The following is a 15151-nucleotide window of genomic DNA, read 5'->3' as shown; positions in this document are numbered from 1 at the left end:
GGCCGTTATGGCCTGACAATTTAACAGGAGAAAATAAACATGTCACGTATTGGTAATAAAGTTATCGTGTTGCCTGCTGGTGTTGAAATCACTAACAATGACAACGTTGTAACTGTAAAAGGACCTAAAGGAGAACTTACTCGTGAGTTCTCAAAAGATATTGAAATCCGTGTGGAAGGTACTGAAGTAACTCTTCACCGTCCAAACGATTCAAAAGAAATGAAAACAATCCACGGAACTACTCGTGCCCTTTTGAACAACATGGTAATTGGTGTATCAGAAGGATTCAAGAAAGAACTTGAAATGCGCGGGGTTGGTTACCGTGCACAACTTCAAGGTAAAAAACTTGTTTTGGCTGTTGGTAAATCTCATCCAGACGAAGTTGAAGCTCCAGAAGGAATTACTTTTGAACTTCCAAACCCAACAACAATCGTTGTTAGCGGAATTTCAAAAGAAGTAGTTGGTCAAACAGCTGCTTACGTACGTAGCCTCCGTTCGCCAGAACCATATAAAGGTAAAGGTATCCGTTACGTTGGTGAATTCGTTCGCCGTAAAGAAGGTAAAACAGGTAAATAATGTTGAGTGGTTGATTTTCAACCACCGACCTATTTTCCAACTTAGTGCATAGCACATGATTTAAAACTAAAGAGGTGAAAACTGTGATTTCTAAACCAGATAAAAACAAACTCCGCCAAAAACGCCACCGTCGCGTTCGCGGAAAACTCTCTGGAACTGCTGATCGCCCACGTTTGAACGTATTCCGTTCTAATACAGGCATCTACGCTCAAGTGATTGATGACGTAGCGGGTGTAACGCTCGCAAGTGCTTCAACTCTTGACAAAGAAGTTTCAAAAGGAACTAAAACTGAACAAGCCGTTACTGTCGGTAAACTCGTTGCAGAACGTGCAAACGCTAAAGGTATTTCAGAAGTGGTGTTCGACCGCGGTGGATATCTATATCACGGACGTGTGAAAGCTTTGGCTGATGCAGCTCGTGAAAACGGATTGAAATTCTAATAGGAGGACACTAGAAAATGGCATTTAAAGACAATGCAGTTGAATTAGAAGAACGCGTAGTTGCTGTCAACCGTGTTACAAAAGTTGTTAAAGGTGGACGTCGTCTTCGTTTCGCAGCTCTTGTTGTTGTTGGTGACCACAACGGTCGCGTAGGATTTGGTACTGGTAAAGCTCAAGAAGTTCCAGAAGCAATCCGCAAAGCAGTAGAAGATGCTAAGAAAAACTTGATTGAAGTTCCTATGGTTGGAACAACAATCCCACACGAAGTTCTTTCAGAATTCGGTGGAGCTAAAGTATTGTTGAAACCTGCTGTAGAAGGTTCTGGAGTTGCCGCTGGTGGTGCAGTTCGTGCCGTTGTGGAATTGGCAGGTGTGGCAGATATTACATCTAAATCACTTGGTTCTAACACTCCAATCAACATTGTTCGCGCAACTGTTGAAGGTTTGAAACAATTGAAACGCGCTGAAGAAGTTGCTGCCCTTCGTGGTATTTCAGTTTCTGATTTGGCATAAGAAAGGGGATAAAATGGCTCAAATTAAAATTACTTTGACTAAGTCTCCAATCGGACGCATTCCATCACAACGTAAAACTGTTGTAGCACTTGGACTTGGCAAATTGAACAGCTCTGTTATTAAAGAAGACAACGCTGCTATCCGTGGTATGATCACTGCAGTATCTCACTTGGTAACAGTTGAAGAAGTAAACTAATGAATTTTTAGGGGATGTGGCAATACTCATCCCCTAAAACTAGGTATAGTCATCTAAGATGACCATGTATAGGCGAGTTGATAAGGGAGACAACCTTTTCTCTCTTATCGGCGCTAGCATTTTACAAAAGAGGAGAAAATAATAATGAAACTTCATGAATTGAAACCTGCAGAAGGTTCTCGTAAAGTACGTAACCGTGTTGGTCGTGGTACTTCATCAGGTAACGGTAAAACATCTGGTCGCGGTCAAAAAGGTCAAAAAGCTCGTAGCGGTGGCGGAGTTCGCCTTGGTTTTGAAGGTGGACAAACTCCATTGTTCCGTCGTCTTCCAAAACGTGGATTCACTAACATCAACGCTAAAGAATACGCAATTGTAAACCTTGACCAATTGAACGTCTTTGAAGACGGTGCAGAAGTAACTCCAGTTGTACTTATCGAAGCAGGAATTGTGAAAGCTGAAAAATCAGGAGTTAAAATTCTTGGTAACGGTGAGTTGACTAAGAAATTGACTGTGAAAGCAGCTAAATTCTCTAAATCAGCTGAGGAAGCTATCACTGCTAAAGGTGGTTCTGTAGAAGTCATCTAAGAGAGGTGACCCATGTTTTTTAAATTACTAAAAGAAGCGCTCAAGGTTAAACAAGTTCGATCAAAAATTCTCTTTACAATTTTTATCATTCTTGTTTTCCGTATTGGGACAAGTATTACTGTTCCAGGTGTGAATGCGAAAAGTTTAGAAGCTCTCAGCGGTTTATCTTTCTTGAACATGCTTAGTCTTGTTTCAGGGAATGCCATGAAGAACTTCTCCGTTTTTGCACTCGGAGTAAGTCCGTATATCACTGCTTCTATCGTTGTTCAATTGCTACAAATGGATATTTTACCGAAGTTTGTAGAATGGGGCAAACAAGGGGAAGTAGGACGGAGAAAACTAAATCAGGCTACCCGTTATATTGCACTTGTACTTGCATTTGTTCAATCTATCGGGATTACAGCAGGATTTAATACTCTATCTGGGGCGAAATTATTAACGACAGCTTTAACTCCACAAGTCTTTGTTACCATTGGTATTATCCTCACAGCAGGTAGTATGATTGTAACTTGGCTCGGGGAACAAATTACAGATAAGGGATACGGAAATGGTGTTTCTATGATCATCTTTGCAGGTATTGTTGCTTCAATTCCTGAGATGATTAAAGGCATCTATGTTGACTACTTCGTCAATATTCCAAGTAGCCGTTTGACTTCATCTATTATCTTTGTCGTTATTTTGATTATCGCTGTCTTGTTGATTGTATACTTTACAACCTTTGTTCAACAGGCAGAATATAAAATTCCAATCCAATATACAAAAGTTGCTCAAGGAGCCCCATCAAGCTCATACCTTCCATTGAAGGTAAACCCAGCGGGGGTTATCCCAGTTATCTTTGCAAGTTCCATCACAGCAGCACCTGCAGCCATTCTTCAATTTTTGAGTGCTACAGGTCATGATTGGGCTTGGGTACGTACAGCACAGGAAATGTTATCTACAACATCTCCGACTGGTGTTGCTATGTATGCCTTGCTAATCATTCTCTTTACGTTCTTCTATACATTTGTACAGATCAATCCAGAGAAAGCAGCAGAAAACTTGCAAAAGAGTGGAGCCTACATTCATGGTGTCCGTCCTGGTAAGGGAACTGAAGAATTCATGTCGAAACTTCTTCGTCGCCTTGCGACTGTCGGATCGATCTTCCTAGGTGTGATTTCTATCTTGCCGATTGTGGCAAAAGATGTCTTTGGTCTTTCAGAAGCTGTTGCTTTTGGGGGAACTAGTCTTTTGATCATTATCTCAACCGGTATTGAAGGAATCAAACAGCTAGAAGGTTACCTATTGAAACGTAAGTATGTTGGTTTCATGGACAAAACAGAATAAAAGCAAAATTACTTTTGCTTAGAGAGTGGAGTATGAAGGTCTATCTATTAGAGAGATTTTCGTCTCCCCTCTTCTATTTTGTTTTTAAATAGGGGTTGAAAGAGATTTCTGCTTCTATTTAAATACAAAATAAGGAGATCCTATCATGAATCTTTTGATTATGGGCTTACCTGGAGCAGGTAAGGGAACGCAAGCAGCTAAAATTGTGGAGCAATTCCACGTGGCACACATTTCAACTGGAGATATGTTCCGTGCTGCTATGGCAAATCAAACTGAAATGGGTGTACTTGCAAAGTCATACATCGACAAAGGTGAGTTGGTTCCAGATGAAGTTACAAATGGAATCGTTAAAGAACGCCTTTCACAGGACGACATCAAGGAAACAGGTTTCTTGTTGGATGGTTACCCACGTACTATTGAACAAGCCCATGCCTTGGATAAAACATTGGCGGAACTCGGTATCGAACTAGAAGGTGTGATCAATATCGAAGTGAACCCAGATTGTCTCTTGGAACGTTTGAGTGGCCGTATCATCCATCGCGAAACAGGTGAAACCTTCCACAAAGTTTTCAACCCACCAGTTGACTATAAGGAAGAAGATTATTACCAACGTGAAGATGACAAACCGGAGACAGTGAAGCGTCGTTTGGATGTGAATATTGCACAAGGTGAACCAATCATTGCTCACTACCGTGCCAAAGGTTTGGTCCACGATATCGAAGGAAATCAAGATATCAATGATGTGTTCAAAGACATCGAAAAAGTATTGACAAATTTGAAATAAAGCGTTTTTCACACTTGCAAAAAATCGCTACAAATGTTATACTGAGATAGTCTGACTTATAATTGTTGTCTCTGTTTTCAGAGGCATCGAATCGAAATTTATGGAGGTGCTTTTGCGTGGCAAAAGACGATGTGATTGAAGTTGAAGGCAAAGTAGTCGATACAATGCCTAACGCAATGTTTACGGTTGAACTTGAAAATGGACATCAGATTTTAGCAACAGTTTCTGGTAAAATTCGTAAAAACTATATTCGTATTTTAGCGGGAGATCGTGTTACTGTCGAGATGAGTCCATATGACTTGACACGTGGACGTATCACTTACCGCTTTAAATAATCGAAAAACTTGGAGGGATAAGAAATGAAAGTAAGACCATCGGTCAAACCAATTTGCGAATACTGTAAAGTAATTCGTCGTAATGGTCGTGTTATGGTAATTTGCCCAGCAAATCCAAAACACAAACAACGTCAAGGATAAGATAGAAAGGAGAAAACATGGCTCGTATTGCTGGAGTTGACATTCCAAATGACAAACGCGTAGTAATCTCATTGACTTACGTTTATGGTATCGGACTTGCAACATCTAAGAAAATTTTGGCTGCTGCTGGAATCTCAGAAGATGTTCGTGTACGTGACCTTACATCAGATCAAGAAGATGCTATCCGTCGTGAAGTGGATGCAATCAAAGTTGAAGGTGACCTTCGTCGTGAAGTAAACTTGAACATTAAACGTTTGATGGAAATCGGTTCTTACCGTGGTATTCGTCACCGTCGTGGACTTCCTGTCCGTGGACAAAACACTAAAAACAACGCTCGCACTCGTAAAGGTAAAGCTGTTGCGATTGCTGGTAAGAAAAAATAATATAGGAGGTAAAAGTCTTGGCTAAACCAACACGTAAACGTCGTGTGAAAAAGAATATCGAATCTGGTATTGCTCATATTCACGCTACATTTAATAACACTATTGTTATGATTACTGATGTGCATGGTAATGCAATTGCTTGGTCATCAGCTGGTGCTCTTGGTTTCAAAGGTTCTCGTAAATCTACACCATTCGCTGCTCAAATGGCTTCTGAAGCTGCTGCTAAATCTGCACAAGAACACGGTCTTAAATCAGTTGAAGTTACTGTAAAAGGTCCAGGTTCTGGTCGTGAGTCAGCTATTCGTGCGCTTGCTGCCGCTGGTCTTGAAGTAACAGCAATTCGTGATGTGACTCCAGTGCCACACAATGGTGCTCGTCCTCCAAAACGTCGCCGTGTATAATCATCGCATTACACTGCTTTTCGTTTAAGAGGGAGTAACTAAATGATTGAGTTTGAAAAACCAAATATAACAAAAATTGATGAAAATAAAGATTATGGCAAGTTTGTAATCGAACCACTTGAACGTGGTTACGGTACAACTCTTGGTAACTCTCTTCGTCGTGTACTACTAGCTTCTCTACCAGGAGCAGCAGTGACATCTATCAACATTGAAGGTGTCTTGCATGAGTTCGACACAGTTCCAGGTGTTCGTGAAGACGTGATGCAAATCATTCTGAACATTAAAGGGATTGCAGTGAAATCATACGTTGAAGACGAAAAAATCATTGAACTGAATGTTGAAGGTCCCGCTGAAATTACAGCTGGAGACATTTTGACTGACAGTGATATTGAAATTGTAAATCCAGATCATTATCTCTTTACAATCGGTGAAGGTTCTTCTCTAAAAGCGACAATGACTGTTAACAGTGGTCGTGGATATGTACCTGCTGATGAAAACAAAAAAGATAATGCACCAGTTGGAACACTTGCTGTAGATTCTATTTATACACCAGTTACAAAAGTCAACTATCAAGTAGAGCCTGCTCGTGTAGGTAGCAATGATGGATTTGACAAATTAACCCTTGAAATCTTGACTAATGGAACAATTATTCCAGAAGATGCTTTAGGGCTTTCAGCACGTATCTTGACAGAACATCTTGATTTGTTTACAAATCTTACTGAGATTGCTAAGTCAACTGAAGTGATGAAAGAAGCTGATACTGAATCTGACGATCGTATTTTGGATCGTACGATTGAGGAACTGGACTTGTCTGTGCGTTCATACAACTGTTTGAAACGTGCCGGTATCAACACTGTGCATGATTTGACAGAAAAATCTGAAGCAGAGATGATGAAAGTACGAAATCTTGGACGCAAGAGTTTGGAAGAAGTGAAACTCAAACTCATTGATTTGGGTCTTGGATTAAAAGATAAATAAAGGAGGAATACATGGCTTACCGTAAACTAGGACGCACTAGCTCACAACGTAAAGCAATGCTTCGCGATTTGACAACTGACCTTTTGATCAACGAATCAATCGTGACAACTGAAGCTCGTGCTAAAGAAATCCGTAAAACTGTTGAAAAAATGATTACTCTAGGTAAACGTGGTGATTTGCATGCACGTCGTCAAGCAGCTGCTTTCGTACGTAATGAAATCGCATCTGAAAACTATGATGAAGCAACTGATAAGTACACTTCTACTACAGCACTTCAAAAATTGTTCTCAGAAATCGCACCTCGTTATGCTGAACGTAACGGTGGATACACTCGTATCCTTAAAACTGAACCACGTCGTGGTGATGCTGCGCCAATGGCGATCATCGAATTAGTATAAAATCATCAATTTTGTTGAGTGTTATGATGATGGAGTCTTGTGCTCTTAGTCTAGCTCTGGTCTACCGCTGGGACTTCGGTCCTAGCGGGAACACTCATCATCATTTGATAGGGTAGACGCTTGTTTACGAAATTGTTTTTTTCTTAAGAACAACTTCGTAAGCAGGCGTTTTTTAGTATTTTTTACGGAAATATGCTATACTAAGGAAAAAGAAAATCAAAAACGTTCAGGTTTTCTAATAATCGTAGAATGGGAGTCTAAAGATGAAGGCTATTATTACAGTGGTTGGCAAGGACAAGGCTGGGATCGTTGCAGGCGTGTCTACTAAGATTGCAGAGTTGGGTTTGAATATTGACGATATTTCTCAGACGGTGTTGGATGAATACTTTACCATGATGGCGGTCGTTTCTAGTGACGAAAAACAAGATTTCACTTATTTGCGAAATGAGTTTGAAACTTTCGGTCAGACCTTGAATGTCAAAATCAATATTCAAAGTGCGGCGATTTTTGACGCTATGTATAATATCTAGGAGGTTATCATGGATATTAGACAAGTTACAGAAACCATTGCCATGATCGAGGAGCAGAACTTCGATATCAGAACCATCACCATGGGGATTTCCCTTTTGGACTGTATTGATCCAGATATCAATCGTGCTGCTGAAAAGATTTACCAAAAAATCACCACTAAAGCTGCAAATTTAGTGGCTGTAGGAGATGAAATTGCTGCAGAACTTGGGATTCCTATTGTTAATAAACGGGTATCGGTGACTCCGATTTCATTGATTGGTGCTGCGACTGATGCGACAGACTATCTTGTTTTGGCAAAGGCACTTGACAAGGCTGCCAAGGAGATTGGTGTTGACTTTATCGGTGGATTCTCTGCCTTGGTACAAAAAGGCTACCAAAAAGGAGATGAAATTCTCATCAATTCTATCCCGCGCGCTCTAGCTGAGACAGACAAGGTTTGTTCGTCTGTTAACATTGGCTCGACCAAGTCAGGTATCAACATGACTGCGGTCGCTGATATGGGACGTATCATCAAGGAAACAGCTGCGATGTCAGATATGGGTGCGGCCAAGTTGGTCGTATTTGCTAATGCTGTTGAGGACAATCCTTTTATGGCAGGGGCTTTCCATGGTGTTGGCGAAGCAGATGTTATCATCAATGTCGGGGTTTCGGGTCCTGGTGTGGTCAAGCGTGCCTTGGAAAAGGTTCGTGGAGAGAGCTTTGATGTAGTAGCGGAAACAGTCAAGAAAACAGCATTCAAGATTACTCGTATCGGTCAGCTGGTTGGACAAATGGCGAGTGAACGCCTTGGTGTTGACTTTGGAATTGTCGACCTAAGCTTGGCACCTACTCCTGCAGTTGGTGATTCTGTGGCTCGTGTCCTTGAGGAAATGGGCCTAGAAACAGTTGGTACGCATGGGACAACGGCTGCCCTCGCTCTTTTGAATGACCAAGTTAAGAAGGGCGGAGTGATGGCTTGTAACCAAGTCGGTGGCTTGTCAGGTGCTTTTATCCCCGTTTCTGAAGATGAGGGGATGATTGCTGCGGTGCAAGATGGCTCTCTGAATTTAGAGAAACTAGAAGCCATGACGGCTATCTGTTCAGTTGGACTGGATATGATTGCCATTCCGGAAGATACGCCTGCTGAAACCATTGCAGCTATGATTGCGGATGAGGCGGCAATCGGTGTTATTAACATGAAAACGACAGCTGTTCGTATTATTCCAAAGGGCAAAGAAGGCGATATGATTAAGTTTGGTGGCTTGCTAGGGACAGCTCCAGTGATGAAAGTCAACGGGGCTTCGTCTGTTGATTTCATCTCTCGCGGTGGGCAAATCCCAGCTCCAATCCATAGTTTTAAAAATTGAGAAAAAGTGAGATGATTTAAGTTGTTTTTAAGGATGGATGTGTATACTATAATCATTAAATGAAGACCTCCTAACTTTGTTTAATAGAAATCCTAAACTTTTTCATAATAATCTCCTAGGGAAGCTACCATGAGGGTAGCTTTTCTTTTGGATAATTTACAAATGTTGGCTTTGCTTTTGAAAGCCGAATATTTCTTTGATTCATGATATAATAGAAGAAAATGGAGGATAGAAAATGTCTAAAGTAAGATTGTATTTGGTCCGTCATGGGAAAACGATGTTTAACACCATTGGACGTGCTCAAGGATGGAGTGATACACCTCTGACTGCAGAAGGTGAGTTGGGAATCCATGAACTGGGAATTGGCTTGAGAGAGTCTGGCTTGCAGTTTGACCGCGCTTATTCCAGTGATTCAGGTCGCACTATTCAAACCATGGGAATTATCCTAGAAGAACTTGGACTACAGGGGAAAATCCCTTACCGCATGGACAAGCGCATCAGAGAGTGGTGCTTTGGTAGTTTTGATGGGGCCTATGATGGGGACCTCTTTATGGGATTGATTCCGAGAATTTTCAATGTAGACCATGTTCATCAGTTGTCCTATGCAGAACTAGCAGAAGGTTTGGTAGAGGTTGATACTGCAGGCTGGGCTGAAGGTTGGGAAAAACTCAGTGGTCGAATCAAGGAAGGCTTTGAAGCGATTGCTAAAGAAATGGAAGAACAAGGTGGGGGTAATGCCCTCGTTGTGAGCCATGGAATGACGATTGGTACCATTGTTTATCTGATCAATGGCATGCATCCGCATGGTCTCGATAATGGTAGCGTGACGATTCTTGAATATGAGGACGGTCAGTTTAGCGTAGAAGTTGTTGGTGACCGTAGTTATCGAGAGCTCGGACGTGAGAAGATGTTAGAGACAAATAGTTAATAGAAGTTAGCTCCGATTAGGAGCTAATTTTGAGTTAAAGGATATGATTTAAATCAATAGTTCCGAAAAAGTAAAAATTTTTGGGAGATGTTATGAAAGGAAAGCTAGAATTATTTTAGAGAAATAATACCCTAAAGTCCAACATAGTGGTATCCGATATAAACAGAGTGAAATCAAACTAAAAAGATTGAATCTTGCATAACGCAAAACTCAATCCTTCATTAAAAAAATATTTATCATGTTTAGTAATCATTCAAATCTAGTTGAAAGGTATGTTATATTTGAATGAAATTACCAAATATAAGGGAAAATTCGATAGCGAACCTTTTGACAGTATGTTTCATATGCTTCTCCAAAATGATTGTATAAGGCTTTTTCTTCTACTTTTAATCGAATACTGTAACCAACTACCAATAGAATGAGACAAATAATAATTGTGAGAGGATTTAATGAAACAATTGACAAGCCAAGTATGGATACGATGCTACCAGTATAGGCAGGATTTCTTACTATAGAGTAGGGACCTGCTTCTACCAACTGCTGACTATCTGTTGTTTGAACCGCAAGTGTAAAATTCTTCCCAAGATAATTAACTGCATAGATACGTAATACAAAGCCGGCTAGAGAAAGGAGAATTCCAATATAGATCAAAAAATGTGGCAATTGAGCTATAGAAGGTAGAAGTTGTTCATTCATTAATAGAAGACAACAAACAACACTACCAATAATGATGTAACGACTTCCTTTGTCTTCAGAGTTATTTTCATTGTTTGATTTTGTTTTCCTTTTAATCCACGTTTCTGTGATGATGAAAATGAGAATGAACCCATATGCAAAAATAGTTTGTAAATCCATGATTATTTCCTCCAGTTAGCATTATACAACTTTCAATTTTAGTGGTCAATTAAAAGGAAATAGTTAGAGTATGTTTTGTAATAGGTATCAATGGAAACTTCATGATTTCATCTGTAAAAATCTCTTGAAAATGGTATAATAGTAACATCATAAAATTGGAGAGAGACCATGAGTTTTTACAATCATAAAGAAATTGAGCCTAAGTGGCAGGGCTACTGGGCAGAACATCATACATTTAAGACAGGAACAGATGCATCAAAACCGAAGTTTTATGCTCTCGATATGTTCCCATATCCTTCAGGAGCTGGATTGCACGTAGGACACCCAGAAGGTTATACAGCGACTGATATCCTTAGCCGTTACAAACGTGCCCAAGGTTACAATGTCCTTCACCCAATGGGTTGGGATGCCTTTGGTTTGCCAGCTGAGCAATACGCTATGGATACGGGGAATGACCCGGCAGAATTTACAGCAGAAAACATTGCCAACTTCAAACGTCAAATCAATGCGCTTGGATTCTCTTACGACTGGGACCGTGAAGTCAACACAACAGATCCAAACTACTACAAATGGACTCAGTGGATCTTCACCAAGCTTTACGAAAAAGGCTTGGCCTATGAAGCCGAAGTACCAGTAAACTGGGTAGAAGAATTGGGAACAGCTATCGCCAACGAAGAAGTCCTGCCTGACGGAACTTCTGAACGTGGGGGCTATCCAGTTGTTCGCAAACCAATGCGCCAATGGATGCTTAAAATCACGGCCTATGCAGAGCGCTTGCTTAACGACTTGGATGAGTTGGATTGGCCAGAGTCTATCAAGGATATGCAACGCAACTGGATTGGTAAATCAACTGGTGCCAATGTAACCTTTAAAGTTAAGGGAACAGACAAGGAATTCACAGTCTTTACGACTCGTCCTGACACTCTTTTCGGTGCGACCTTCACAGTCTTGGCTCCTGAGCATGAACTAGTAGATGCCATCACAAGCTCAGAGCAAGCTGATGCAGTTGCGGACTACAAACACCAAGCTAGTCTCAAGTCTGACTTGGCTCGTACCGATCTAGCCAAGGAAAAAACAGGGGTTTGGACGGGCGCTTATGCCATCAACCCTGTCAATGGCAAGGAAATCCCAATCTGGATTGCCGACTATGTTCTTGCTAGCTATGGTACAGGTGCGGTAATGGCTGTTCCTGCCCACGACCAACGTGACTGGGAATTTGCCAAACAATTTGACCTTCCAATCGTAGAAGTGCTTGAAGGTGGAAATGTAGCAGAAGCTGCCTACACAGAAGATGGTCTTCATGTCAATTCAGACTTCCTTGATGGACTGAACAAAGAAGACGCTATTGCTAAGATTGTGGCTTGGTTGGAAGAGAAAGGTTGTGGACAAGAGAAGGTTACCTACCGTCTCCGCGACTGGCTCTTTAGCCGTCAACGTTACTGGGGGGAGCCAATCCCAATCATTCATTGGGAAGATGGAACTTCAACGGCTGTTCCTGAAAATGAATTGCCACTTGTCTTGCCAGTAACCAAGGACATCCGCCCTTCAGGTACAGGGGAAAGCCCATTGGCTAACTTGACCGACTGGCTTGAAGTGACGCGTGAAGATGGTGTCAAAGGTCGTCGTGAAACCAACACCATGCCACAATGGGCTGGTTCAAGCTGGTACTACCTCCGCTATATTGACCCGCACAATACTGAGAAATTGGCTGATGAGGACCTCCTCAAACAATGGTTGCCAGTAGATATCTACGTGGGTGGTGCAGAGCATGCTGTACTTCACTTGCTCTATGCTCGTTTCTGGCACAAATTCCTCTATGACCTCGGTGTTGTTCCGACTAAGGAACCATTCCAAAAACTCTTTAACCAAGGGATGATTTTGGGAACAAGCTACCGTGACCACCGTGGAGCTCTTGTAGCGACTGATAAGGTTGAAAAACGTGACGGTTCTTTCTTCCATCTGGAAACAGGAGAAGAGTTGGAGCAAGCACCAGCCAAGATGTCTAAATCGCTCAAGAACGTTGTTAACCCAGACGATGTGGTGGAACAATATGGTGCCGATACCCTTCGTGTTTATGAAATGTTCATGGGGCCACTTGATGCTTCAATTGCTTGGTCAGAAGAAGGTCTGGAAGGAAGCCGTAAGTTCCTTGACCGTGTTTACCGTTTGATTACAAGTAAAGAAATTGTTGCGGAAAATAATGGTGCTCTTGACAAGGTTTACAATGAAACCGTTAAATCTGTTACTGAGCAAATCGAATCCATGAAATTCAACACAGCCATTGCCCAACTTATGGTCTTTGTCAACGCTGCTAATAAGGAAGACAAACTCTATGTGGACTACGCCAAAGGCTTTATCCAATTGATTGCCCCATTTGCACCTCACTTGGCAGAAGAACTCTGGCAAACTGTTGCTGCAACAGGTGAGTCCATCTCTTATGTAGCTTGGCCAACTTGGGACGAAAGCAAATTGGTTGAAGACGAAATCGAAATCGTCATCCAAATCAAAGGAAAAGTCCGTGCCAAACTCATGGTCGCTAAAGACCTATCACGTGAAGAATTGCAAGAAATTGCTCTAGCGGATGAAAAAGTCAAAGCAGAGATTGACGGTAAGGAAATCGTGAAAGTGATTGCGGTACCTAACAAGCTCGTTAATATCGTTGTGAAATAAGATAGGAATCCTTCAGAGTAGAATCTGGAGGATTTTTTGAATTTTTTCATGAAAGTATGATATACTATGTGCAATTATAAAGTTTGAAAAGTGAATCAAGGAGAAAACAATGTCAGTAAACGAATATGGTCAGATAATTGGTGAGTCAATGGAAGGTTATACTCCAGGAGAATTGCCTTCCATTGATTTCTTAGAAGGGCGCTACGCTCGGATAGAGGCTCTTTCAGTGGAAAAGCATGCGGAGGATCTGCTAGCTGTTTATGGTCCTGATACGCCTCGTGAGATGTGGACCTACCTTTTTCAGGAACCAGTGGCAGATATGGAGGAACTGGTTACTGTCTTAAATTAGATGTTGGCTCGTAAGGACCGTTTTTACTATGCGATTATAGACAAGGCAACTGGTAAGGCTTTGGGGACTTTTTCTCTCATGCGTATTGACCAGAATAACCGAGTAATAGAAGTGGGTGCCGTCACTTTTTCTCCAGAATTAAGGGGAACACGTATAGGGACAGAGGCTCAATATCTCCTAGCTCGCTATGTTTTTGAGGAGCTTAACTATCGTCGCTATGAGTGGAAATGCGATGCTCTAAATCTGCCATCCAGACGAGCTGCGGAGCGTTTGGGATTTGTCTATGAAGGAACCTTCCGCCAGGCAGTCGTTTATAAGGGGCGTACGAGAGATACGGATTGGTTGTCTATGATTGATAAGGACTGGCCTCAAGTTAAAGCTCGTTTGGAAGCATGGTTGGCTCCTGAAAATTTTGATAAAAATGGACGGCAGTACAAGAGCTTGAGAGAATTCTAAGAGGTGTTGGGATGATAACTATTAGAAAGCAAGAAATCGTCAAGCTAGAGGATGTTTTGCATCTCTATCAGGCAGTTGGATGGACAAATTATACACATCAACCTCAGATGTTGGAGAAGGCCTTGTCTCACTCATTAGCGATTTATCTAGCACTTGATGGTGATGCTGTGGTGGGCTTGGTCCGTTTAGTCGGAGATGGTTTTTCATCGATTTTTGTCCAGGATTTGATCGTTTTGCCTAGCTATCAACGCCAAGGGATTGGTAGCGACTTGATGAAAGAGGCTTTAGGTGATTACAAAGATGCCTATCAAGTCCAACTAGTGACCGATCAGACAGAAAAAACCTTGGGATTCTATCGATCTCTGGGATTTGAAACCTTATCTACTTATGACTGTACAGGAATGATTTGGGTGGATCGAAAAAGATAAAAAAATATTTTTTCTTAAGTAAAATTTAAGTCTCCTTGTGTATTATATAGTTATTAAATAAAGACCTCCTAATACTCTTCGAAAATCTCACCATACTTCGTTAGAGTCGACTTAGCTAACTATAGTTATACTTGCGTCTATCTGCCTAGTCTGATTTCGATTTTCATTGAGTACCCTTTATTTAATGAAATCCCAAACTTTTCTTTTTCATCATAATCTCCTAAAGAAGTCACCCAATCAGGTGGCTTTTTTGTGGCTTGGAGAGGAAAATTCCATTTGAAAAGAATTTTTTAAAAAAATGATAAATCAGAGAAAAAGTTAAGTTAGCTTTAAGATTCATCTTGTATTATATAACCATTAAATAAAGACCTCCTAATACTCTTCGAAAATCTCATCAACCTTTGTTAGAGTCGACTTAGCTAACTATAGTTATGCTTGCGTCTATCTGCCTAGTCTGATTTCGATTTTCATTGAGTACCCTTTATTTAATGAAATCCTAAACTTTTCTTTTTCATAATAATCTCCCTTAACTCCAC

General features: G+C 41.1%; 19 protein-coding genes and 1 pseudogene. 19 read left to right on the top strand and 1 reads right to left on the bottom strand.

Annotated features, from left to right (window positions below; genetic code table 11):
• Positions 1–39: 39 nt before the first annotated feature.
• From rplF to HMPREF2655_RS00270, 16 genes are all read left to right on the top strand, one after another.
• Entirely contained in the window at positions 40–576 is a 537-nt protein-coding gene (rplF, locus tag HMPREF2655_RS00345; RefSeq protein WP_000086623.1) for a 50S ribosomal protein L6, read from the top strand.
• An 83-nt stretch (positions 577–659) separates the two neighbouring features.
• The gene (gene rplR, locus HMPREF2655_RS00340; RefSeq protein WP_004244055.1) at positions 660–1016 is read left to right on the top strand and encodes a 50S ribosomal protein L18; all 357 of its coding nucleotides are present in this window, start codon (positions 660–662) and stop codon (positions 1014–1016) included.
• A 17-nt stretch (positions 1017–1033) separates the two neighbouring features.
• The gene (gene rpsE / locus HMPREF2655_RS00335) at positions 1034–1528 is read left to right on the top strand and encodes a 30S ribosomal protein S5 (protein WP_000874204.1); all 495 of its coding nucleotides are present in this window, start codon (positions 1034–1036) and stop codon (positions 1526–1528) included.
• A gap of 13 nt (positions 1529–1541) precedes the next feature.
• The gene (gene rpmD, locus HMPREF2655_RS00330; protein ID WP_000057241.1) at positions 1542–1724 is read left to right on the top strand and encodes a 50S ribosomal protein L30; all 183 of its coding nucleotides are present in this window, start codon (positions 1542–1544) and stop codon (positions 1722–1724) included.
• Between the two features lie 144 nt (positions 1725–1868).
• Positions 1869–2309: a 50S ribosomal protein L15 gene (gene rplO / locus HMPREF2655_RS00325; protein WP_000766089.1), complete on the top strand. Its 441-nt coding sequence runs from the start codon at positions 1869–1871 to the stop codon at positions 2307–2309.
• 12 nt (positions 2310–2321) lie between these two features.
• Positions 2322–3632 carry a preprotein translocase subunit SecY gene (gene secY, locus HMPREF2655_RS00320; protein ID WP_000465385.1) on the top strand — a complete coding sequence of 437 codons (1311 nt, stop codon included), beginning with the start codon at positions 2322–2324 and terminating at the stop codon, positions 3630–3632.
• A gap of 145 nt (positions 3633–3777) precedes the next feature.
• Positions 3778–4416, top strand: a complete 639-nt coding sequence (locus HMPREF2655_RS00315; RefSeq protein WP_001050433.1) for an adenylate kinase — start codon at positions 3778–3780, stop codon at positions 4414–4416.
• A gap of 116 nt (positions 4417–4532) precedes the next feature.
• On the top strand, positions 4533–4751 hold the full coding sequence (gene infA / locus HMPREF2655_RS00310; protein ID WP_001029883.1) for a translation initiation factor IF-1: 219 nt from the start codon (positions 4533–4535) through the stop codon (positions 4749–4751).
• A 24-nt stretch (positions 4752–4775) separates the two neighbouring features.
• Complete coding sequence (gene rpmJ, locus HMPREF2655_RS00305; RefSeq protein WP_001808836.1) at positions 4776–4892, top strand: 50S ribosomal protein L36; 117 nt, start codon at positions 4776–4778, stop codon at positions 4890–4892.
• 17 nt (positions 4893–4909) lie between these two features.
• Positions 4910–5275, top strand: coding sequence for a 30S ribosomal protein S13 (gene rpsM, locus HMPREF2655_RS00300; RefSeq protein ID WP_000090781.1), 366 nt, complete (start codon positions 4910–4912; stop codon positions 5273–5275).
• A 17-nt stretch (positions 5276–5292) separates the two neighbouring features.
• Complete coding sequence (rpsK, locus tag HMPREF2655_RS00295) at positions 5293–5676, top strand: 30S ribosomal protein S11 (protein ID WP_001118385.1); 384 nt, start codon at positions 5293–5295, stop codon at positions 5674–5676.
• 42 nt (positions 5677–5718) lie between these two features.
• Positions 5719–6654, top strand: coding sequence for a DNA-directed RNA polymerase subunit alpha (locus HMPREF2655_RS00290; protein WP_061421459.1), 936 nt, complete (start codon positions 5719–5721; stop codon positions 6652–6654).
• An 11-nt stretch (positions 6655–6665) separates the two neighbouring features.
• Positions 6666–7052, top strand: a complete 387-nt coding sequence (gene rplQ / locus HMPREF2655_RS00285; RefSeq protein WP_000331493.1) for a 50S ribosomal protein L17 — start codon at positions 6666–6668, stop codon at positions 7050–7052.
• A 263-nt stretch (positions 7053–7315) separates the two neighbouring features.
• A complete protein-coding gene (locus tag HMPREF2655_RS00280; protein WP_000644111.1) occupies positions 7316–7582 on the top strand; it encodes an ACT domain-containing protein in 267 nt (88 codons plus the stop codon).
• Positions 7583–7591: 9 nt separating this feature from the next.
• Positions 7592–8929: a PFL family protein gene (locus tag HMPREF2655_RS00275; RefSeq protein WP_070837114.1), complete on the top strand. Its 1338-nt coding sequence runs from the start codon at positions 7592–7594 to the stop codon at positions 8927–8929.
• A 235-nt stretch (positions 8930–9164) separates the two neighbouring features.
• Positions 9165–9857, top strand: coding sequence for a histidine phosphatase family protein (locus HMPREF2655_RS00270; RefSeq protein ID WP_000049281.1), 693 nt, complete (start codon positions 9165–9167; stop codon positions 9855–9857).
• A gap of 291 nt (positions 9858–10148) precedes the next feature.
• On the opposite strand, the gene HMPREF2655_RS00265 is transcribed toward HMPREF2655_RS00270, so the two are convergent.
• Positions 10149–10712 carry a methyltransferase family protein gene (locus HMPREF2655_RS00265; RefSeq protein WP_000365730.1) on the bottom strand — a complete coding sequence of 188 codons (564 nt, stop codon included), beginning with the start codon at positions 10710–10712 and terminating at the stop codon, positions 10149–10151.
• A gap of 168 nt (positions 10713–10880) precedes the next feature.
• Between HMPREF2655_RS00265 and leuS the strand changes: the two genes are divergently transcribed.
• The 3 genes and pseudogenes from leuS (at position 10881) to HMPREF2655_RS00250 (ending at position 14615) form a co-directional block, all read left to right on the top strand.
• Positions 10881–13382 (top strand): leucine--tRNA ligase, encoded by a 2502-nt coding sequence (gene leuS / locus HMPREF2655_RS00260; protein WP_070837112.1) that lies wholly within the window; start codon positions 10881–10883, stop codon positions 13380–13382.
• 109 nt (positions 13383–13491) lie between these two features.
• Positions 13492–14187: pseudogene (locus tag HMPREF2655_RS00255) on the top strand (GNAT family N-acetyltransferase).
• A gap of 11 nt (positions 14188–14198) precedes the next feature.
• On the top strand, positions 14199–14615 hold the full coding sequence (locus tag HMPREF2655_RS00250) for a GNAT family N-acetyltransferase (RefSeq protein ID WP_042902985.1): 417 nt from the start codon (positions 14199–14201) through the stop codon (positions 14613–14615).
• Positions 14616–15151 lie beyond the last annotated feature (536 nt).

It is taken from the genome of Streptococcus sp. HMSC066F01, from assembly GCF_001837335.1.
In the GTDB taxonomy this organism is placed as follows: Bacteria; Bacillota; Bacilli; order Lactobacillales; family Streptococcaceae; genus Streptococcus; species Streptococcus oralis_S.
This window is presented reverse-complemented; position numbering and strand designations above follow the sequence as displayed.